This is a genomic window from Hymenobacter crusticola (assembly GCF_002154225.1).
In the GTDB taxonomy this organism is placed as follows: domain Bacteria; phylum Bacteroidota; class Bacteroidia; order Cytophagales; family Hymenobacteraceae; genus Hymenobacter; species Hymenobacter crusticola.
Genome location: NZ_MTSE01000006.1, coordinates 86,297 through 105,441, shown reverse-complemented (window position 1 = coordinate 105,441; position 19,145 = coordinate 86,297). Strand labels below are relative to the sequence as shown.

Sequence of the window (19,145 nt, the reverse complement as noted above, 5' to 3'; positions counted from 1 at the left end):
GAGGAAGCAGGAAATAAGAGGCTGGTAAAGATAGGACCCTAGGCGTAACGTGATTCGCCGCAGCGAAGTGAGAGCTAAAAATGACAATGAATCTTTACAAATTTAATAACTTAAATCCTACAAGTCTCTATTTGATACAATCTTATTGAGTGCTTAGAGTAGAATAGTTGTAGCTCTTGTGGAAGCTGGACGATAATAAGCTTTGCCTCTACTGACGAAAAAGCTAGCTTCTATTCCTCGCGTCCTAGGTGCCAGGGAATAGAAGCTAGCTTTCTATTGTGTAAGCTGCGTTTGATAAACTACAGTTCGCGTCGAAGTCGGGCTACCGGAATATTCAACTGTTCCCGGTATTTTGCCACGGTACGACGGGCAATGTTGTAACCGCGGGCGTTCAGCATCTTCTCCAATTTGTCATCGGAAAGGGGCCTAGCTTTGCTTTCCCCGTCGATGATTTCCTTCAGGATGTGCTTCACCTCGCGGGAGGAAGCGTCCTCGCCCGAATCCGTAGCAATACCCTCGGAGAAGAAATACTTCAATGGATAAATCCCAAACTCCGTTTGCACCGATTTGCTGTTGGCTACCCGGCTCACGGTCGAGATATCCATGCTGATTTCCTGGGCAATATCCTTCAAGATCATCGGGCGGAGCTTGCTTTCGTCGCCTTCCAGGAAGAAGTCGCGCTGGTAGCGCACGATGGCATCCATGGTGCGCAGTAGCGTTTGTTGCCGTTGCCGGATGGCGTCGATAAACCAGCGCGCCGCGTCGAGCTTCTGCTTCACAAACGTCACGGCCTCCTTCATCTTCTTGTCCTTTTTGGCCGCTTTGTCGTAGGCCTGGAACATTTCGGTGTAGGCCGGCGCTACCCGCAGGTCGGGCGCGTTGCGCGAGTTCAGCGTCAGGTTGAGCACGCCGTTATCGTTGCTCAGGATAAAGTCAGGGATGATGTACTGCACCTTGCCCATACCTACCGGGCCAGTGCCGCCGGGCTTAGGATTGAGCTTGAGGATCAAGGCAATGGCTTCCTTCAGTTCATCATCCTCCAGGTCTAGCTTTTGCTGAATACGCGGGTAGTGCTTCTTCGTAAATTCATCGTAGCACTCCAACAGAATGCGCTCGGCGGCTTCCGTTACGTCGTCCTGTGGGCGGCGCTCCAGTTGTAGCAGCAAGCACTCGCGCAGGTCGCGGGCCCCAATGCCGGCTGGGTCGAAGCTCTGGATAACGTGTAATACGCCCTCAATTTCGCCCGAAGCAGCCTCAATGTTCTGCGAAAAAGCTAGGTCGTTGGCAATAGCCGATAAGTCGCGCCGGATATAGCCATCGTTGTCGATGGAGCCGATCAGCTGGCGACCGATAGCAGCTTGCTTATCATCCAGGCCCGCAAAGCTCAGCTGATCCATGAGGATGTCGGTGAGCGAGCCCCCCGTATCGGCCAGCGGCATCTCGCGGTCGTCGTCGGAGTCGCCGGGGCCGTCCCCCTGCATCTTGTAGCCCGCTATTTCATCGTCGTTGATATAGTCACCTAGGTCAAGATCATCGCTCTCTTTGGTATCGGCCCGCTCGTCATCCTTCGACAGGTCTACTTCCGGTTGCTCTTCGCCCCGGTCGTCGAAGTCTTCGTCGAGCGTGTTATCATCGTTATCAAACTCCGAGTCCGGATCATCATAGTCATCATCGTCCGAATCATCCCGGTCTTGCTCGTCCAGGTCATCGTTCTCGTCGCCTTCTTCCAGCGCCGGGTTCAACTCTAATTCTTCCTTGATACGCGTCTCTAATTCTGCCGTCGGAATTTGGAGCAGCTTAATAAATTGTATCTGTTGGGGAGACAGCTTCTGCGAGAGAAGCTGCTTCATGTCAAGTCGTTGCATAACTAAAAAACGCCTATAATCTCGCCAGGATGAAACGGCAATAGCTCAAAGATAGCTTTTCCTGTACTTCAGTTGGGATAAAAAAGTTAGTCAAAATGTAGGGTAATTTCTATGTTCCTTGGCTTTTTAAAACTCCTACCTTTGCTTTCTATAAGTTAATCTTTAAAGATTAGTACAATGTCCGTCAGAAGGTCGAGCGTGCAACAGCTGCTCCAGAGTCAGGAGCTGGAGCGTGAAGTAGTGGTAAAGGGATGGGTACGTACCCGCAGGGGTAACAAATACGTCCAGTTTATCGCCCTCAACGACGGTTCCACGATCCACAATCTTCAGGTCGTAGCCGATGCGGAGAAATTCCCCGAAGAAACGCTGAAAGACGTAGCTACGGGTGCCTGTGTTTCAGTGCGCGGTCAGCTAGTGGCCTCCCAAGGTAAGGGACAATCGGTGGAAGTGCAAGCCGTTGAGATAGAGGTTCTTGGTAAAGCAGATCCGGAGCAATACCCGCTGCAAAAGAAAGGTCACTCGCTCGAATTTTTGCGCGAAATAGCGCACCTGCGTCCGCGCACCAACACCTTCGGTGCGGTGCTGCGTCTGCGTCATGCCCTGGCGTTTGCCGTCCATCAGTACTTCAACGATCATGGGTTTTATTATATCCACACGCCCATCATCACGGGCTCCGATGCGGAGGGTGCGGGCCAAATGTTTCGCGTAACAACGCTGCCCGACGACCATCCGCCGCGCACGGCGAGCGGTTCCGTCGATTATGCCGAAGATTTTTTTGGTAAACAGACAAATCTTACGGTTTCGGGGCAGTTAGAAGGCGAAATTGCAGCCCTCGCCCTTGGTAAAGTGTACACTTTTGGGCCCACGTTCCGCGCCGAAAACTCGAACACTGCCCGGCACCTAGCCGAGTTCTGGATGATTGAGCCAGAGGTAGCGTTCAACGACCTTCAGGATAACATGGAGCTGGCCGAGGACTTCTTGAAGTCTCTGGTGCGCTACGCGTTGGAGAAGTGCCCCGACGATCTTCAGTTCCTCAACGACCAATATGACAAGGAACTGCTCAGCCGCTTGCAGTTTGTAGTCGACAACGAGTTCCAGCGCCTGACTTACACCGAAGCCGTCGAGATTCTAAAAACGGCGAAGCAGAAGTTTGAGTTTCCCGTGGATTGGGGTACCGATTTGCAGAGCGAGCATGAGCGCTACTTGGTGGAGAAGCACTTTAAGAAGCCCGTTATCCTGACCGATTACCCCAAGGATATCAAGGCGTTCTACATGAAGCTGAACGATGACAACCGCACGGTGCGTGCCATGGACGTGCTATTCCCTGGCATCGGCGAAATCATCGGTGGGTCGCAGCGCGAAGAAGACTTGGAGAAGCTGCGCACCCGCATGCAGCAGATGAACGTGCCCGAAGAGGAACTGTGGTGGTATCTCGATTTGCGCCGGTTCGGATCGGCACCGCACGCTGGCTTTGGCCTAGGTTTCGAGCGCCTAGTGTTGTTCGTGACCGGCATGGGCAACATCCGGGACGTGATTCCTTTCCCGCGCTTTCCGAAGAATGCGGAGTTTTAATCCGCAGATTTTGCAAACAACAAAAAAGCAGCCCCATAAGAGGCTGCTTTTTTGTTGAAAGGAAAGCTAGCAGTAGTCCCGCAGCTCCTTGTTATCAACGGCGAGCAGCGCATCGAGGCGCAACTCGAAGCCATCGGAAAGGCGCAGGTATTCTACTTTGTCCTTGATGAACAGATCCGCAATAACGCCTTGGTATGTGATAGGCGGAGAGTCGCGCTCGGTGCGGTAGACGAGCGTGCAAGGTTGGTGCTTGGTGGCAAGCGCTTCCAGTTCGTCGTAGAAGGAGCAGCTGATGGGCGTGTAGGTGGACATAGACGAGAAGCTAGGTACAGTAGGGTGGAAAAAGCTACGCCCTTTCATACGTAAGCCTGCCCAACCCGGTCGTGCTGCTATGCGTTGGGTAAAAGACGAGCTTCCTACGCCCCCGCTTATGCCTACCGAAATTGACTTAACCTCCCTCGATGCGCTCCAGGAAGGAGAACTGCGCGCTTTTCCGACTGCCAACGATGGCCCCCCGGTGCTGTTGATTCGTCACGCTGGCGAGTACCTAGCGTATGCCGCACACTGCCCGCATTACGGCGCGCCCCTGGAGAAAGGCAAGATCGTGGAAGGCCAGTTGGTCTGCCCGTGGCATCATGCCTGCTTTCGGGTAGCCGATGGTCACCTTTGCGAGCCACCAGCCCTGGACCATCTGCCCTCGTTCAGGGTACGGGAGGCGGAAGGCCGGGTATGGGTAACGCTACCGGATAACCCCGCCGCTTCGATGAGCGACCTAAACGCCACACCTACCGCCGAAGTAGGCGGCGCGGCGCCCGACATGGTAGAAGCTAGGCATGCGGAAGAACGTACGTTTGTGCTAGTTGGTGGCGGTGCGGCTGGGCAGCTTGCCGCTCAAACGCTGCGTGCCGAAGGCTTCACCGGACGACTGCTTATGGTGTCAGCCGATGAGTTTGAACCCTACGACCGAACCAAGCTCAGCAAAGCCTACCTAGCTGGCAAAGCCCAGCCCGAAAACCTACCCCTGCGCCAATCCGCTTTCTACGAACAACACCGCATTGAGCTACTCACAAACACGCGCGTCATTGGCCTCGACCGGGAGAAGCAAGAGCTGCGGCTAGCAGACCGAGCTAACCTAGCTTTCGACAAGCTCCTGCTAGCGCCCGGCACTACGCCGAAATCGTTGCCTAATGTGCCCGGCCATAACCTCGCGGGGGTGGTGCTCCTGCGCACGCAAGCCGACGCGAATAAAATCCTGCAACTGGCTCAGAGTGCCCGGCAAGTGGTCATTATAGGGGCTAGCTTTATCGGGATGGAAGTAGCGAGCAGTCTGACGAGCGAAGAGCGCCACGTAACGGTAATCGCCCAAAGCAAGGAGCCTTTCGCGAAAGTGCTAGGCCCAGAAATTGGCGCTATGTTTCGGCAGTTGCACCACCAGCATGGTGTTGCTTTCGCGGCCGAAGCGGATGTGATTGAGATAGTAGGAGAGGGGGCCCAAGTGACCGGCGTGCGGCTGAAAACCGGCCAAGTGCTACCCGCCGATTTGGTAGTACTCGGTGTGGGCGTGCGGCCTGCTACTGATTTCTTGCAAACTGCCTTCGACCTGGAGCCTGACGGCGGCCTGCGCGTAGATGAACATCTGCAAGCTGCGCCCGGCATTTACGCAGCCGGCGACATCGCGCATTTCCCGTTGGCCGCAACGGGCAACATAACGCGCATGGAGCACTGGCGCTTGGCCCAACAGCAAGGGCGCGTAGCGGCGCTCAATATGCTAGGCCGGCAGGAAAAGTACACGGGGGTGCCGTTCTTCTGGACGCAGCAATATGGTAAGAGCTTGCGCTACGTGGGGCATGCCGAGCACTATGATACCATCATGTACCATGGCGACGTAAGTAAGCAAGACTTCTTGGCGCTGTACGTGCAGCATGGCCGCATTCTGGCAGCGGCCAGTATGAACCGCGACGCCGACATGATCTTTATAGAAGCCTTGTTCGCAAAGCAGCAGATGCCTGCCGCCGCTGACGTCACACTTACGACAAGCTGGCAACAGCTAGCCCAAAAGGCGCAACCTCAACGTAAAACGGCTCAGACCTAGGTCTGAGCCGTTTTACGTTGAGAGATTTTAATGCTTGCCGTGGCCTTTCCCGTTACCATTGCCATGACCGCCGCCGTACAGCTTTTTGGCTTGGCCGGGCGGTAAGCCTTTGCCGTTTTCCAAGCGCTTTACTTGGCCCGGGGGCAAGCTTACTGGGTATAGCTGTTGGTGACGCGTGAGCTGAGCCCAGGGCTGATTGCCGCGGTAGTCAATCACGACGGGGTGGAAGCTGCTGGGCGAGTAGCCACTGAGCGTGCGCACGCGCTGCCACTTGCCCTGGCGCTCTACCACGTAATATTGGTCGCGCAGGTCGTAGTAGCCGCCTACCTCCGGAATGTAGTAGTACTGCGAACCTGCTGGTGCCGCTGGCCCCCACGCAGGCGTAGTGATGTTACTATTTATCTGTTGAGCATGCGTGGGGGCACCCCACAGCGATAAGGCAAGCAGGCCCGCAAAAGCGAAGGCAGAGGATTTATTCATAAAGCGAGAACAAGCAGAGGGTTGAGAATAATGATGAATCAATGAAGACAGGACAAGAACAAAGCCAGGACGGCCCGCTAGAGCCCGACTGCTGGGTGCGTAAAAGAACTTTCGTGGCTGATGAGACATTTCGGGTAGGGCTGTTGTTATAGCTCATCTGCCGAACGCCTAACAGCGCCTTCGTTAGCTAATCCTACTGGCTAATAAGCTATTCGGAGTAGCTATAGGGGTAGGTTTTGCGTACCTTTGCAGACTTCTTTCTACCGCTTTGCATGGCTAAGAAAACCATTCCGGCTGTTACAGCCGATTCTGTTTCCCCGTTGTCGCAGGCTGCTACAGCCGAAGTCGAGCTGACGGCGGCAGCTACAACCAATCATCTTGTTGACTCTCCTGCGGGCCCCGTTGCTGAATCGCCTTTTATTGAGGTGTATGGCGCACGGGAGCACAACCTGAAGAACGTATCCGTTCAGATTCCGCGCGGTAAGCTAGTCGTGTTCACGGGTATCTCGGGCTCGGGTAAGTCGTCGTTGGCTTTTGACACGATTTACGCCGAAGGCCAGCGCCGCTACATGGAGACGTTTTCGGCGTACGCGCGCTCCTTTATGGGCGGGCTAGAGCGGCCGGACGTTGATAAGATCGAAGGTTTGTCGCCGGTGATCAGCATCGAGCAGAAGACCACTTCGCGCAACCCTAGGTCCACGGTCGGCACCATCACCGAGATTTACGACTTCCTGCGACTGCTCTACGCCCGCACGGCCGAGGCGTTCAGCTACGCCACGGGCGCGCGGATGATTCGGCAAAGCGACGACCAGATCATCAACTACATTCTCAAGCACTTCGCCGACCGCAAGCTGGTGGTGCTGGCGCCCGTGGTGAAAGGCCGGAAGGGGCACTACCGCGAGCTGTTTCAGCAGATTGCTAAGCTAGGGTTCACGAAGGTACGCGTCGATGGTGAGTTGCTCGATATCACGCCGAAGATGCAGGTGGACCGCTACAAGATCCACGACATCGAGATTGTGATTGACCGTATTGTGGTGAAGGACGAGGACCGGCACCGCCTGTCGGGCTCGGTGCAGAATGCCCTGACGCACGGTAAAGGCACCATGCTGGTACTCGACTCTGACTCGAAGAAGACGCAGTTTTTTTCGCGCTTCCTCATGGATCCAACCACCGGTATTGCCTACGATGATCCAGCGCCGAACACGTTCAGCTTCAACTCCCCCTACGGAGCCTGCCCGGTGTGCAACGGCCTAGGTGAAGTGCAGGAAATTACCGAAGATTCGGTGATGCCCGACAAGAAGCTGAGTATCAGCCGCGGAGGTATCGCGCCGCTCGGTGAGTACCGCGACATCTGGATTTTTCAGCAGCTTCAGGTTATTCTCAAGAAGCAGAAGTTGAGCATAAGCACGCCGCTGGAGAAGATGCCAGACGAGCTAGTGCAGCGCTTGCTTCACGGCATCCCGGAGGACGAAGACGCCGATCCGAAAAAAGCTAGCTACTCCGAGCCTTTTGAGGGCATTATTCCTTTTCTGCGCCGCCAAATGGATTCCGACTCCGACAACATCCGGGAGTGGATTCAGCAGTACACCCAGTCGAAGGAATGCCCCGAGTGCCACGGCTACCGTTTGAAAAAGGAATCGTTGCACTTCAAGATTGACAGCAAACACATTGGCGAGTTGTCCATCATGGACATCAAGGAGCTAGCTTCTTGGTTTGAGGGCTTGGAAAGCCGCCTGACGGAGCGCCAGAACATTATTGGTAAAGAGCTGCTGAAAGAGATTCGCAAGCGCATCGGTTTCCTGCTCGAAGTCGGCCTGGAGTACCTCGACTTGCACCGCTCCGTGCGCACGCTGAGCGGGGGCGAAAGCCAGCGCATTCGCCTTGCCACCCAAATTGGTACCCAGCTCGTGGGCGTGCTCTACATCATGGATGAACCTAGCATCGGCCTGCACCAGCGCGACAACGAGCGCCTAATCAAGGCGTTGCAGCACTTGCGCGACATCGGCAACTCCGTTATTGTGGTGGAGCACGACAAGGACATGATCATGAATGCCGACTACGTACTCGATATTGGTCCGGGTGCGGGGATTCACGGCGGCAGCATCGTGGCCGAAGGGTCGCCTACCGATATTTTTGAGTCGGGCAGCCTCACCTCGCAGTACCTGAGTGGGCAAAAGCACATCGAGCTGCGCCGGCAGAAGCGGAAGGGCGAGGGCAAAGACCTCGTTCTGAAAGGCGCTAAAGGGCATAACCTGAAGAACGTAACGGCTAAGTTTCCGCTGGGCAAGCTCGTGGCCGTCACGGGCGTGTCGGGTTCGGGCAAGTCGTCGCTCATCCACGACACGCTGTATCCTATTCTGAATCAGCACTTCTTTAACGCCAAGCGCGACCCCCTCGCTTACGGCAGCATCGAAGGACTAGAGCTGATCGACAAAGTAATTGAGGTGGACCAGTCGCCGATCGGACGCACGCCGCGCTCCAACCCAGCCACGTACACGGGTGTGTTCACGGAGATTCGCAGCCTGTTTGCCTCGCTGCCCGAAGCCAAGATTCGTGGCTACGGGCCGGGCCGCTTCTCATTCAACGTGAAGGGCGGCCGCTGCGAAACCTGCGAAGGAGCTGGCATGCGCACTATTGAGATGAACTTCCTGCCCGACGTGCACGTGCCCTGTGAAACCTGCAAAGGCCGCCGCTACAACCGCGAAACCTTGGAAGTGCGCTTCAAAGGCAAGAGCATCACCGACGTGCTCGACATGACGGTGGAAAAAGCTGTGGAGTACTTTGAGAATCAGCCGCGCATTCTGCGCAAAATTCAGGTCCTCAATGAAGTAGGGCTAGGGTATCTGACCCTAGGTCAGCAGGCTACCACGCTTTCTGGTGGCGAAGCGCAGCGCGTGAAGCTAGCTACTGAGCTAGGTAAAAAAGACACCGGCAAGACCTTCTACATCCTCGACGAGCCTACCACGGGTCTGCACTTTGAGGACATCAACCACTTGGCCGATGTGCTGCAAAAGCTAGTGGATAAGGGCAATACAGTTCTCATCATCGAGCATAACCTAGACCTGATCAAGGTGGCTGACCACATCATCGACATTGGGCCGGAAGGTGGCGCCGCTGGCGGTACTATTGTAGCTCAAGGTACGCCCGAGCAGGTGGCAAAATCGGGGAAAGGCTACACCAGTCGCTTTTTGGCTGAAGAACTGAAAACCAGCAAGTACGCAGAGGTGAACTAACTACTGCCATAAGGTAATAACACAAGCGCCCGCACTATAAAAGTGCGGGCGCTTGTGTATTAAATGAGCTACATGTGCCAGTTAATATATTGTCTATCAGAACTTCGTGTGAGCGCAAAGCCGGGTTTAGAGGTGTAAAAAACGCTTGTTCGCTATAGCCCAGGCCCTTCTTCGGCCCGGCCGAAGCGGAACTTGACACCCCAGCTTCCTCGCAGCACCGTACCATTCTCACCAATGCCGATAACAGCTAGCTCAGTGTGAAAGCCTAGCCGTTTCCTGGCAAATGGAAACACGACTACGCCCACCGGGACCACAGCGCCAGCTAAGTTGTTGGTGCGACCTCCAATACCACCGTAAACGTAATAATCTTCCTTGTTGACGAACTTATAATTCAGGGTTAGCTCCGGATTCAGGTTGGAAGTGAAGGCATCGACACCCACTCGAAAATCGGGATGGAAACGGCCAAAGTCGTAAGAAATAGAAGCGAAAGGCAAAGCCGATTGATGATAGGCTACGTTAAGTTGGCCGTGCGCCGCTGCACTAGTACCGCAGATAGTCACAAGTAAATAGAGTTTCTTCATTGAGATAATTCTGTGAAAAACAGGTAAGTGGTCGGAAAATAGGTAAAGGAGAAGCAGGAGTAGGTATAGCCTGCAAAAATATTTTTCTTCCCAACCAACCTTCTCAAGGCGGCTCGACACTTTAGGGCAAATACGCAGCCTGTGCTCTCCTTGTCCTCTAGTTTTCCTCCCGAAGAACAGTCGCTGATTGCGGACTGCCTGGCCCAGGACCGGCAGGCGCAGTATCGGCTGTATCAGCGCTACAAGACGGCAATGTTCTCGTGCGCGCTGCGCATCCTCAGCGACCGGGAACTAGCGCAAGATGCTTTGCAGGACGCTTTCGTGCAGGTGTTTCAGCAGCTAAGCAGTTTCCGCCAGCAGTCGACCCTAGGTGCCTGGATTCGCACCATCGTGGTGCGGCGGGCGCTGGTAACGCTGCGGCGCGAGCAGCGCATGGAGGTGTATGACCAAGACCGACACCCCGAACCATTGGTGGCTTGGCACGATAGCCTGACTGGCGAGGCCCTGGAAAAAGCCATCGGCGAACTGCCGGCGGGCTACCGGGCTAGCTTCTGCCTCATTGAGGTGGAAGGGTATTCGCACCGCGAGGTGGCCGAACTGCTCGGCGTCACGGAGGGCACCAGCAAGTCGCAGCTGTACCACGCCAAGCGCTTGCTGCAACGCAAACTTCAGCATTTGTACCGATGAGTGATTTATTAGAACCTACTGAAGCTGGGCACGATAACCTGCGCCGGGCCGTAGCAAGCTTACCCAACCACGAGCCCGATCCGGCGACGTGGCCGCGCATCGCGGCGCAGCTAACCGCCGAGCAGGCTATTGCGCAAGCCGTGCCGCAGCTCCCCGAGCATGAGCCCGCCGATGAGTTGTGGAGCGCTATCCTAGGGCGCTTGGATGCAGGTGCCACACCTACAGTAGTTGCTGCCGATGAAGCGGTGCCAGCTGCCCAGAAGCTTTGGCTGCTACCTGCGTGGCGAGTAGCTAGCATAGCCGCGGCGGTACTGCTACTGTTAGGCGTGTGGTGGTTACGGCCGACGGCGTCGGTTGAAGGCCCTGTCGTTACCGCCTCGCACGAATCTATCGCGATCAGCGAAGAAGTAGTGGTTCCCAATACCTCGACCTCCTTGGCCTCTTATAGGCTCGATCCGCTGCAACAGCAGGGGATATCCTTCATTGATGCGCATTGTGCCTCGCTTCCTACAGTATGCCAATCCAAAGAATTTCGAGAGTTGCGCACGCAACTGAATGAGCTGGAAGCGCAGCAGGACCGCCTGCAACAAGCTGCTCGCCGCTTCGGCACGTCGCCGGAGCTAGTGCGCCAACAAGCCCAACTTACCACAATGCGGGCGACTATTACCCGCGAACTGGTGCAACTGATTATCTCATGAAGTATACCGCGCATAGGTGGCCTTGTGCTACGCTAGGTAGGTGGCTGCTAGGATTGCTCTGGCTGCTGGCCAGCATCGGCGCTCGGGCGCAGCAAAAGGTACAGGTAGTGACCCGCACGTTAGAGCAGCAGTGGACGTGCCCGCCCCATGTGCTGGTGCGCATCCGGGCCGAAAAGGCCACGCTACGGGTGCAGGGTTGGGATAAGCCACAAGTACAGGTGGTGCTGCGCCTGAGTGCCCGGCATCCCGACCGCAGCGTGGCCGAGCAGGATTTGAAAGCCGCTGGCTACCGCCTCGAACGCAACGGCAGTGCGCTCGATTTGCTTAACTTCTTCACGTTGCCGACCGGGGCCGCTGCCGTCCGCAGCGACTTGCGCGCCGAGTACACCGTGTGGATGCCCGCTGGCAACCCACTGCAGGTCGTAAACGCGTATGGCCAAACTACGTTGACCGACCTTAGCGGAGCGCAGAAATTAGAGCAAAACTTTGGGCAGATTACCCTGCGGAGTCTGCGTGGCACGCTCACGGTAGCTGCCCGTTATACTGACCTAGCCGCCACCAACGTGCAGGCTGATTTCACCTGCGAAGCTAATAAGTCGGCGGTGCAACTGCTGGACCTAGGTGGCAGCTGTTTTGTGCGCAATTACTACGGCAGCGTGCAAGTGCAGCCCGCGGCGGGGCTGCGCAAGCTCACCGTAGAGGCCGACCGAACGGAGGTTGTTATCAGTGCCGCTGAACTCGACCAGTTTGCCTACCAGCTAAATGTATTGCAAGGTAGCTTGACAGTGCCATCAGTCTACGCTGCGGCTAAGAAAGCCTCGGGTAGTCGAGCTTCGCTAACTGTCAAACAAGCCTCGGGTGCCCGGCCTTTGGTGCGCGTGAGCACTTCCTACGCCCCCCTGACTTTACAAACCCAGCTGCTTTCCTCCCACTTCTAATCGCACAGCTCCCTATTACATGGCTACTCTGTATCGTTTTCGAGGGCGTCGGCTCTTGCTTTGGGCCGGCCTGCTGCTTGGGTCGTCAATTGGGGCGTTAGCCCAAACTGTTCCCGACACCACGCGTCTGCATTATGGCGAAGAGGTGGCTACTCCGCCGCTGACTACTGCGCCGTTGCGCGTACAGGAAGAGCAGCGCAGCCTCTGGAAGCTAGGGTTAAATAACCTCCAGCCCAACACCAATGCCTTGGGGGACGGCACGCGTTATACCCGCTACGGCTTACACCTAGCGTATGAGCACAAGCTGCGTGACCCGGCCTGGTCGGTGTTGGGGGAAATCAGCCCCGCTATTTCCTCCTTCCGTCCCGAAGCCACCACCAAGACCCGCCAGCGCCTAGATCTGCAAGTGCAAGCGGCCGGACGCTATTACTACAATCGGGAGCGGCGCCTCTTACTGGGCAAAAACGTCGGGAACTTCTCGGCTAATTATTTCTCCCTGGCCCTAAATGCTGGCTTAGGCCAGGAATCGCGCGAAACAGCTCATTTTCTGTACCGCAACAGCGGGCGGCGGTTCGCCACCGCCGATGTGGCGTTACTTTACGGTTTGCAGCGCCGCCTAGGTCGCCGCGGCTTTGTGGATGTTAACACGGGCGTTGCTACTCTATTGTTGGCTGGCAAACCTATGGTGAGCTACTTGGTCGGCACCACACGCATCGGGCTGACCCTAGGGCCTCAGCCAGCGCCTTATCACAAGCGGTTGGCGCCAGCCAGCGAGATAGTAACACTACGCCCGCGCTTCTTCGCGGGTGCCGAAATAGGCGGTTACTTCTACCATGTACGTTACTCCCGGCAAACACCCTACCCAGCTGCCGTGGTGAAGACTTCACCCACCGAAACTCAAACGACGACTTACCCCACCAGCTACCGCGACGGCTACGGCGTGTATGCGCAATATGTGTCGGCGGGGCCAATTCCCTACGTGTATGCGGGTTACTACTTGGCACCGCGCCTAGCCCTACAGCTCGGATTTCAGTATGGCGAAACCTTTAACGAGGAGCCTGTAGGTACCGTTTTCGATACGCCTGAAGGCACTTTTAGCGTGCCCAACCACACCCTTAAGGAAAGGGGGCTGGCATTGCCCGTGCTGCTGCGTTATTCGCTCACGCCATCTTTTCTGCGCCGAATGCAGTTCGATGCGGTGGGAGGCTTAGTACCCGTGTGGTCGTCGGTTACCTTCCGGGAGTACGCCATCGTCAACCGCCAGGTCACCACCCAGAAAACGTTTGGCTTTCAACGGCGGGCGTTTGGTCTGCACGCTGCCCTAGGTGTCGATGCTAGCTATGCGTTTGGGCGCCGGCGCCGGGTGCAGGCGGTCACCGAAATCATAATGAACAAGGACATGCGCACTATCTTTCAAAAAGGCAAGAACGACTTGCAAGCAGGCTCTCCCTACGTGGAGTCTGGGTCCTTCATGGCCGGTGGATTAACCCTAGGGCTGCGCTACCGATTTGGCTACCGGTAGAAGGGCTGCACTCGCTAGGTCTGAGCCGAAGCAATTCGAGCGCAGCCGATAACTACAGGTTACCGCCGAATAGCTACTTGTTTAAGAACCAGTAGGATAAACCGAGTTCTTCCCGTGCACTGCAAACGGGCGTTAGCCTAGGTTGCGCTACTGCCTCCTGTAGCGGCAGCCTGCTACTCAGCCGAACAAGTCAAGCTAGGGTAATGGAGCCTCTACTTTTCTAAAAGCCGTTCAAGCTGCAACGCCAAAGCGTTGCTCGTATGCGCGCAACAAAGGCCGATAGCGGTAGCGATTATACAAAACCATGAATGGCCAAATGAGGAGTAAGGTAAACTTGGCTGCTAGGATGAAGCCAACGGCAGACAAGACAAGGCTAAGCGAGAAAATTAAGACGGAGATTAGCGGCCGGAAAGGATCGAGGTCGGGGTGGGTGCTATGATGACGAAGGGTCAGACCACGCGCGGGGTTGCGGATGTATACTTGGAGCCTAACCTGCATTAGCCCCGTAAAAATGACGCAGCAAGCATACAGGATCCATGGGGTTTTCATAGTGGGATAATCCCCTTGGAAAGCGGCCGTAAAAGGCATTAGCACAATGCTCAACAAGAACACAATGTTGAGCCAGATCAGGCCTGTCGTGTACCGATGCACGAAACGGAATACCCGGTGATGCGCCGTCCAGTAAATGGCAATGACGAAGAACGCCACCAGAAAGCCTATAAACTTAGGTAACAAGTTCAGCGTGGCGATCATTACAGCCCGCTCTGACTGTACGTGGTGTAGTTCCGGCACTTTTATCTCGATGACGAGCAGCGTGATGGCAATGGCAAACACCGCATCCGTAAACAGGATCAGGCGCTCCAGTTGAAACTCCATCCGGTCATCATGCTCTAAAGGCGTATCGACGTGACTCATAGCGGTAAGCTAGCCGGAACATGAACGGCCTAGCCCGACTAAAGATAAACGGCTAGCATCCGGACTAGCAATGGAAAACAAAAAAGCCGCCGCGGTATTTCCGCAGCGGCTTTCAACTCTTGATCCGTGCAAGATGATCTACATCTTCATGTCGTTGTTTTTGTGCGCCATGGCGGTGTGTTGTTTCACCACAGGCAGCGTTTTCTGCGCCCAGCCTTTGGCATCAGGATCTTGGCCATTGTCGATTTCGCTTTGCAGCAAAGCCTCAGTTTCCTCGTGGTCCTTCGCCATCTGGCCCATGTAGGCTTGCTCAAACTCTTTGCCCGACATTTTGCTCATCCGGTCGCGCATGGTTTTATGATCAGCATCCATGTCGCCGGTCAGCGTTACGCCTTTCTTCTGGGCAATTGGCTTCAGCTCGTTGCCGGCTTTCGTGTGGTCGGCAATCATTTTGTTGGCATATGTCTTTGCCTCGCCAGTTACTCCTTTTTCCAGAGCTAGCTTGCTGAGGCCAATTTCATTGTGGCCGCCTTGGTCGGCTTTCACCATGAATTGTTTGTCGTCGAGGGTAGAGCCATTAAGTGAACCCGGGCCTGTGCTAGCCGTGGCAGGCGCACCGGCCGAGTCGGTAACGGCTGTGGAAGCGGCAGAATCGCCTTTTGTAGCGGCGTTCATAGCATTATCGCCGGCATTGCCGCCCGATACTTCTGAATCCGTGTTATTGTTGGTTTTTTCGTCGTTGCCGGCGGTGCTGCAAGCGCTAGTAGCTAACAGGCTAGCACATAGCAAGCTCAAAGTGATGCGTTTCATAGCAAGGTTGGTTGTGGTGGGTAAAGGAGTATAAAAAGGTGTAAGCTAGCTTCTACGTGAAGCGCACTGCTTACTTTTTTGCATCGAGGGCTGCACTCATCTGCTGGGCCATTTCCAGGTGATGCTGCAGGGTGGGGGTATTCTTGGTTGCGAATTCCTTGAGGTCGGCGGCGCTGGCTTTCACAGAAGCTTCCGTGAATTCCTTTACGTCTTCCTCGTGGTCCTTAACCATTTCCTTGAGGTACTCTTTGTCCATGTCGACGCCTTGCTTCTCCGTCACGTCCTTATACACTTTCTGGTGGTCTTCCCCCAGACTTGTCGGAAGCGTGATGTTGTGTTTGGCAGCAATGGCCTTTAGCTCGTTGTTGGCTTTGGTATGATCATCTACCATCTGCTGGCCAAACTTGCGGGCTTCAGGCGTGGAGGCTTTAGCGGCCACCACTTTGCCTAGCTCTACCTCCAGCAGGCCACCGCTAGCCGCTTTGGTTGCAAACGCGGCGTCGAAATCTTTTTTGTCTTGCTCGCCTTCCGTAGGCTGCGCCTCGTTTTTGGCTTCATTTTCTTTCTGCGCAGTCTCAACGGCGTCTTGACGCGAGGAGCAGCTGCCCAGCAGAAGCAAGGCTACGAAAAGACCGGTGCAAGCAATGGGAGTTTTCATGGCATTGGTAACAAGAGTACAAACGGAAAGCTAGGTTACTTGGCAGTCGTACCGTCTGCCGCAGCCGCTGAGTCAGCATCGGCCGTCACGGTCGGGCCCGCGTCATTGTCGATTACCGTGGCATCAGCTTTAACACCGCCGTCGGCAGCTGCCGAATCCATGTCGCTAACGGCTTCGCCGGCGGTACCATCGTTGCGCTTCTCGGCGCTGTTGCAGCTACCTAGCGCCAGGGTTGCGAAGGTGAAGAGGGAAAGAATGCAGAGTTTCATAGGTTGGAAAGTGAACGAAAGAATGAAAATTACTTAGAACTACTTGAGGTCTTTTACTTGGTCCTGCACTTGTTCGGCCGACTCTAGGTGTTCCTTCAGTACTGGTAAGTATTTGGCTGCAAATCCCCGGATATCTCCGTCATAGGCATCGTCGCTCATGTCGCCGAAGCTGTCGACGTCATCTTTGTGAGCATCCACAATGGTTTCCATGTACTGCTTGTCGAAGGCAGCACCGCCTAGGTTGCCTAGCTTTGTTACCTGCTCTTGTTGGTCGCCACCGAGGCCAGTGGGCAGCACGATGCTCTTTTTATCGGCCAACGATTTCAAGCCGTTGCTCATATCAGCGTGTTGCTGCACAAGCTGAGCGGCAAAGGCCTTAACGGCCGGCGTAGTTGCCTTTTGTTGGGCTAGCTTGCTAAGTTCCAGCTCCAGCATGCCTTGTCCTGCGCTGTTCACCATGAATTCTGCGTCGTGCTCCTGCTTCTTGGTGATGTCCTCGTCGCCGATACGCTTCTCATTTTGGAACTTGGCATCGGCCACCGGATCACGCTTGCTGGTATCCGGCGAGCAGGCCACAGCAGCAAGTACCATAGTGGCGGTCGAAATAACACGGGTAAAGAACATAATACTGAGGAGCTTGAGAGAGTAGGCAGGCAATGTTGTGCTATACGGCCGGCTGAGCTACTGGTTCGAAGCAGCAGCGTTTGGCATTAAAATAATTTTACTCTCTTTCCGAAACGGCACCCCTCAACAGCGAAAAGGCTTCGGCACACTGCCGAAGCCTTTTCGCTGTTGAGGGGTGCCAACGGAGCAAACGTCGTCTGTTTGCGCACTGTCTAGCGTGCGCGCAACAAAGCTTCAGCGACAATTAGATCTTCTGGCGTTGTAATCTTCAAGTTGCGATAATCGCCCGGTACCATACGGATGGGATGTAAATCTTCCACTACGCTCGCGTCATCGGTGAACGTGGGCAACTCCGGGAGCTGGTAGGCGCGCCGCAGCAGCGTTAGCTCGAAGCACTGGGGCGTCTGGACTAGGCGTAAGCGCGAACGGTCCAAGGCGTAAGAGCCTTGTTGAGCTAGCCCGCGCACCGAATCTTTCACTGGCACGGCAGCAATAGCTGCCCCATGCTCGGCGGCGGCTGTGTAAGTCGTATTGATTACCTCCGCCGATACCAACGGCCGCACTCCGTCGTGCACCGCCACAATGCCTGCCTGTTCGCTAGCCAGGAAAGCTAGGCCATTGCGCACCGACGCCCACCGTGACTCGCCGCCTGCCACTACTGCATGTGGGATGGTAACAGCGAAATCAGCGCAGAGCTGCTGCCACGTTTCAAACTGATCGGCTGGCAGGACCACTACGCATTGCTGCACCTCCACTGCCGGATCAGCAAACCGGCGCAAAGTATGCAACAGCACCGGCTCGCCCAGCAATTCCAGAAATTGCTTGGGCCGATCGGCACCCATGCGCGTGCCTGTGCCGCCCGCCACAATAATAGCAAAGCGCGGCTGCGTCGAGTGACTGAATGATTGAGTTGCTGAGTGGGTAGATTCAGGCATAGTAGAGCTAGGCTTGGCAAGAACACAAAAGTAAAAGCCCCGCCGCCGAAAGGCAGCAGGGCTCTTGTATTGATAGGGTGATTGAGTCGCTGAATCATGTTGAACGACAGCACCCAGCTATTCAATCACTCACTTACTCGCTACAGAATGAGCATTGCGTCGCCGTAGCTGAAGAACTTGTATTTCTCTTTGATAGCTAGCTGATAGGCTTCGATGAGGAACTCATAACCCGCAAAGGCGGCGGTCATCATCATCAGCGTGCTTTCCGGCGTGTGAAAGTTGGTGAGCAGCGTGTTGGCAATCTTGAATTCGTGAGGCGGGAAGATAAACTTGTCTGTCCAGCCATTATTCGGCTTCAAGCGGCTGTTAGCCGATACCGACGACTCCAGCGCCCGCATGGTCGTGGTACCCACGGCACATACACGCTTCTTGGCATCCAGCGCCTTATTCACGATGGTCGCGGCTTCGGTTGGCACAATGAAGTTCTCCGAATCCATCTTGTGCTTGGTCAGATCTTCCACATCGACTGGGCGGAAGGTACCCAGGCCTACGTGCAGCGTTACGGCGGCAATGTCTACCCCCTTGATTTCTAGGCGCTTCATGACCTCACGTGTGAAGTGTAAACCCGCCGAGGGAGCAGCCACGGCGCCCGTGTGCTTGGCATAAATGGTCTGATACCGTTCTTTATCCGACGCTTCCGTTTCGCGCGGAATAACCTCTTTGGGTAGCGGCGTCTCACCTAGGTCATGCAGCGCTTTGTAGAACTCTTCGTCGGTGCCATCGAACAGGAACTTGATGGTACGGCCGCGCGAAGTAGTGTTGTCGATTACCTCGGCTACCATGTCGCTTTCGCCAAAGTAGAGCTTATTGCCTACCCGGATTTTGCGGGCCGGATCTACCAGTACGTCCCAGAGGTGAATTTCAGTGTTCAACTCACGAAGTAAAAACACTTCGATTTTAGCCCCGGTTTTTTCTTTGTTGCCATAAAGGCGAGCCGGAAAAACCTTCGTATCATTGAGTACCAGCGCGTCCCCGTCGTTGAAATACTCGATGATATCCTTGAAGATGCGATGCTCGATCTTGCCACTGTCGCGGTGCAACACCATCAGACGCGACTCGTCACGATTTTTGGCCGGATGTTGCGCCAACAGGCTTTCGGGCAGATCAAACTTGAACTCGGATAGTTTCATGGGCAGCAGAAGGCAATAGAAGGGGAAGCTAACAAAAATTTGAGGGCACAAAAGTACGGACTATCCTCGGATAAAT

The 19,145-nt window shown here is 55.3% G+C and carries 18 protein-coding genes; 7 read left to right on the top strand and 11 right to left on the bottom strand.

The window, feature by feature from the left end:
• Nucleotides 1-299: 299 nt before the first annotated feature.
• Entirely contained in the window at nucleotides 300-1,865 is a 1,566-nt protein-coding gene (gene rpoN / locus BXP70_RS13385) for an RNA polymerase factor sigma-54 (protein WP_086594605.1), read from the bottom strand.
• A gap of 177 nt (nucleotides 1,866-2,042) precedes the next feature.
• Here rpoN and asnS point away from each other — a divergent pair, with 177 nt between their 5' ends.
• Complete coding sequence (gene asnS, locus BXP70_RS13380) at nucleotides 2,043-3,437, top strand: asparagine--tRNA ligase (RefSeq protein ID WP_086594604.1); 1,395 nt, start codon at nucleotides 2,043-2,045, stop codon at nucleotides 3,435-3,437.
• Between the two features lie 66 nt (nucleotides 3,438-3,503).
• Here asnS and BXP70_RS13375 read toward each other — a convergent pair whose 3' ends face one another.
• A complete protein-coding gene (locus BXP70_RS13375) occupies nucleotides 3,504-3,749 on the bottom strand; it encodes a hypothetical protein (protein WP_086594603.1) in 246 nt (81 codons plus the stop codon).
• Between the two features lie 118 nt (nucleotides 3,750-3,867).
• Here BXP70_RS13375 and BXP70_RS13370 point away from each other — a divergent pair, with 118 nt between their 5' ends.
• A complete protein-coding gene (locus BXP70_RS13370) occupies nucleotides 3,868-5,529 on the top strand; it encodes an FAD-dependent oxidoreductase (protein WP_179197687.1) in 1,662 nt (553 codons plus the stop codon).
• A gap of 27 nt (nucleotides 5,530-5,556) precedes the next feature.
• Here the strand turns inward: BXP70_RS13370 and BXP70_RS13365 are convergent, their stop codons facing one another.
• Complete coding sequence (locus BXP70_RS13365; RefSeq protein ID WP_086594601.1) at nucleotides 5,557-6,009, bottom strand: hypothetical protein; 453 nt, start codon at nucleotides 6,007-6,009, stop codon at nucleotides 5,557-5,559.
• A 272-nt stretch (nucleotides 6,010-6,281) separates the two neighbouring features.
• Between BXP70_RS13365 and uvrA the strand changes: the two genes are divergently transcribed.
• On the top strand, nucleotides 6,282-9,242 hold the full coding sequence (gene uvrA / locus BXP70_RS13360; protein ID WP_086594600.1) for an excinuclease ABC subunit UvrA: 2,961 nt from the start codon (nucleotides 6,282-6,284) through the stop codon (nucleotides 9,240-9,242).
• Nucleotides 9,243-9,394: 152 nt separating this feature from the next.
• Here uvrA and BXP70_RS13355 read toward each other — a convergent pair whose 3' ends face one another.
• Nucleotides 9,395-9,823 carry a hypothetical protein gene (locus BXP70_RS13355; RefSeq protein WP_086594599.1) on the bottom strand — a complete coding sequence of 143 codons (429 nt, stop codon included), beginning with the start codon at nucleotides 9,821-9,823 and terminating at the stop codon, nucleotides 9,395-9,397.
• Between the two features lie 141 nt (nucleotides 9,824-9,964).
• Between BXP70_RS13355 and BXP70_RS13350 the strand changes: the two genes are divergently transcribed.
• The 4 genes from BXP70_RS13350 to BXP70_RS13335 are packed head-to-tail and all read left to right on the top strand — an operon-like array spanning nucleotide 9,965 to nucleotide 13,668.
• Nucleotides 9,965-10,510 carry an RNA polymerase sigma factor gene (locus tag BXP70_RS13350; protein WP_086594598.1) on the top strand — a complete coding sequence of 182 codons (546 nt, stop codon included), beginning with the start codon at nucleotides 9,965-9,967 and terminating at the stop codon, nucleotides 10,508-10,510.
• On the top strand, nucleotides 10,507-11,208 hold the full coding sequence (locus BXP70_RS13345) for a hypothetical protein (protein ID WP_086594597.1): 702 nt from the start codon (nucleotides 10,507-10,509) through the stop codon (nucleotides 11,206-11,208). The genes BXP70_RS13350 and BXP70_RS13345 overlap by 4 nt, the downstream gene beginning before the upstream one ends.
• Nucleotides 11,205-12,146: a hypothetical protein gene (locus tag BXP70_RS13340; protein ID WP_086594596.1), complete on the top strand. Its 942-nt coding sequence runs from the start codon at nucleotides 11,205-11,207 to the stop codon at nucleotides 12,144-12,146. Before BXP70_RS13345 ends, BXP70_RS13340 begins: the two co-directional genes overlap by 4 nt.
• A gap of 19 nt (nucleotides 12,147-12,165) precedes the next feature.
• Nucleotides 12,166-13,668 carry a hypothetical protein gene (locus BXP70_RS13335; protein ID WP_143436489.1) on the top strand — a complete coding sequence of 501 codons (1,503 nt, stop codon included), beginning with the start codon at nucleotides 12,166-12,168 and terminating at the stop codon, nucleotides 13,666-13,668.
• A 231-nt stretch (nucleotides 13,669-13,899) separates the two neighbouring features.
• Here the strand turns inward: BXP70_RS13335 and BXP70_RS13330 are convergent, their stop codons facing one another.
• The 7 genes from BXP70_RS13330 to queA all read right to left on the bottom strand — a co-directional run bounded on the left by BXP70_RS13330 (nucleotide 13,900) and on the right by queA (nucleotide 19,069).
• Entirely contained in the window at nucleotides 13,900-14,583 is a 684-nt protein-coding gene (locus tag BXP70_RS13330) for a TMEM175 family protein (RefSeq protein ID WP_086594594.1), read from the bottom strand.
• A 138-nt stretch (nucleotides 14,584-14,721) separates the two neighbouring features.
• Entirely contained in the window at nucleotides 14,722-15,393 is a 672-nt protein-coding gene (locus tag BXP70_RS13325; protein WP_086594593.1) for a DUF4142 domain-containing protein, read from the bottom strand.
• 70 nt (nucleotides 15,394-15,463) lie between these two features.
• A complete protein-coding gene (locus BXP70_RS13320) occupies nucleotides 15,464-16,051 on the bottom strand; it encodes a DUF4142 domain-containing protein (protein ID WP_086594592.1) in 588 nt (195 codons plus the stop codon).
• A gap of 35 nt (nucleotides 16,052-16,086) precedes the next feature.
• Nucleotides 16,087-16,320: a hypothetical protein gene (locus BXP70_RS13315; RefSeq protein WP_086594591.1), complete on the bottom strand. Its 234-nt coding sequence runs from the start codon at nucleotides 16,318-16,320 to the stop codon at nucleotides 16,087-16,089.
• A gap of 39 nt (nucleotides 16,321-16,359) precedes the next feature.
• Nucleotides 16,360-16,944 carry a DUF4142 domain-containing protein gene (locus BXP70_RS13310; RefSeq protein ID WP_086594590.1) on the bottom strand — a complete coding sequence of 195 codons (585 nt, stop codon included), beginning with the start codon at nucleotides 16,942-16,944 and terminating at the stop codon, nucleotides 16,360-16,362.
• A gap of 212 nt (nucleotides 16,945-17,156) precedes the next feature.
• Nucleotides 17,157-17,879, bottom strand: coding sequence for a 2-C-methyl-D-erythritol 4-phosphate cytidylyltransferase (locus tag BXP70_RS13305; RefSeq protein ID WP_086594589.1), 723 nt, complete (start codon nucleotides 17,877-17,879; stop codon nucleotides 17,157-17,159).
• 140 nt (nucleotides 17,880-18,019) lie between these two features.
• On the bottom strand, nucleotides 18,020-19,069 hold the full coding sequence (queA, locus tag BXP70_RS13300; protein ID WP_086594588.1) for a tRNA preQ1(34) S-adenosylmethionine ribosyltransferase-isomerase QueA: 1,050 nt from the start codon (nucleotides 19,067-19,069) through the stop codon (nucleotides 18,020-18,022).
• Nucleotides 19,070-19,145: the final 76 nt, after the last annotated feature.

What these genes read in the sequence shown, in the direction of transcription:
- rpoN (WP_086594605.1), bottom strand. Translation starts at nt 1,865, where the DNA reads ATGCAACGACTTGACATGAAGCAGCTTCTCTCGCAGAAGCTGTCTCCC.
- asnS (WP_086594604.1), top strand. Translation starts at nt 2,043, where the DNA reads ATGTCCGTCAGAAGGTCGAGCGTGCAACAGCTGCTCCAGAGTCAGGAG.
- BXP70_RS13375 (WP_086594603.1), bottom strand. Translation starts at nt 3,749, where the DNA reads ATGTCCACCTACACGCCCATCAGCTGCTCCTTCTACGACGAACTGGAA.
- BXP70_RS13370 (WP_179197687.1), top strand. Translation starts at nt 3,868, where the DNA reads ATGCCTACCGAAATTGACTTAACCTCCCTCGATGCGCTCCAGGAAGGA.
- BXP70_RS13365 (WP_086594601.1), bottom strand. Translation starts at nt 6,009, where the DNA reads ATGAATAAATCCTCTGCCTTCGCTTTTGCGGGCCTGCTTGCCTTATCG.
- uvrA (WP_086594600.1), top strand. Translation starts at nt 6,282, where the DNA reads ATGGCTAAGAAAACCATTCCGGCTGTTACAGCCGATTCTGTTTCCCCG.
- BXP70_RS13355 (WP_086594599.1), bottom strand. Translation starts at nt 9,823, where the DNA reads ATGAAGAAACTCTATTTACTTGTGACTATCTGCGGTACTAGTGCAGCG.
- BXP70_RS13345 (WP_086594597.1), top strand. Translation starts at nt 10,507, where the DNA reads ATGAGTGATTTATTAGAACCTACTGAAGCTGGGCACGATAACCTGCGC.
- BXP70_RS13340 (WP_086594596.1), top strand. Translation starts at nt 11,205, where the DNA reads ATGAAGTATACCGCGCATAGGTGGCCTTGTGCTACGCTAGGTAGGTGG.
- BXP70_RS13335 (WP_143436489.1), top strand. Translation starts at nt 12,166, where the DNA reads ATGGCTACTCTGTATCGTTTTCGAGGGCGTCGGCTCTTGCTTTGGGCC.
- BXP70_RS13330 (WP_086594594.1), bottom strand. Translation starts at nt 14,583, where the DNA reads ATGAGTCACGTCGATACGCCTTTAGAGCATGATGACCGGATGGAGTTT.
- BXP70_RS13325 (WP_086594593.1), bottom strand. Translation starts at nt 15,393, where the DNA reads ATGAAACGCATCACTTTGAGCTTGCTATGTGCTAGCCTGTTAGCTACT.
- BXP70_RS13320 (WP_086594592.1), bottom strand. Translation starts at nt 16,051, where the DNA reads ATGAAAACTCCCATTGCTTGCACCGGTCTTTTCGTAGCCTTGCTTCTG.
- BXP70_RS13315 (WP_086594591.1), bottom strand. Translation starts at nt 16,320, where the DNA reads ATGAAACTCTGCATTCTTTCCCTCTTCACCTTCGCAACCCTGGCGCTA.
- BXP70_RS13310 (WP_086594590.1), bottom strand. Translation starts at nt 16,944, where the DNA reads ATGTTCTTTACCCGTGTTATTTCGACCGCCACTATGGTACTTGCTGCT.
- BXP70_RS13305 (WP_086594589.1), bottom strand. Translation starts at nt 17,879, where the DNA reads ATGCCTGAATCTACCCACTCAGCAACTCAATCATTCAGTCACTCGACG.
- queA (WP_086594588.1), bottom strand. Translation starts at nt 19,069, where the DNA reads ATGAAACTATCCGAGTTCAAGTTTGATCTGCCCGAAAGCCTGTTGGCG.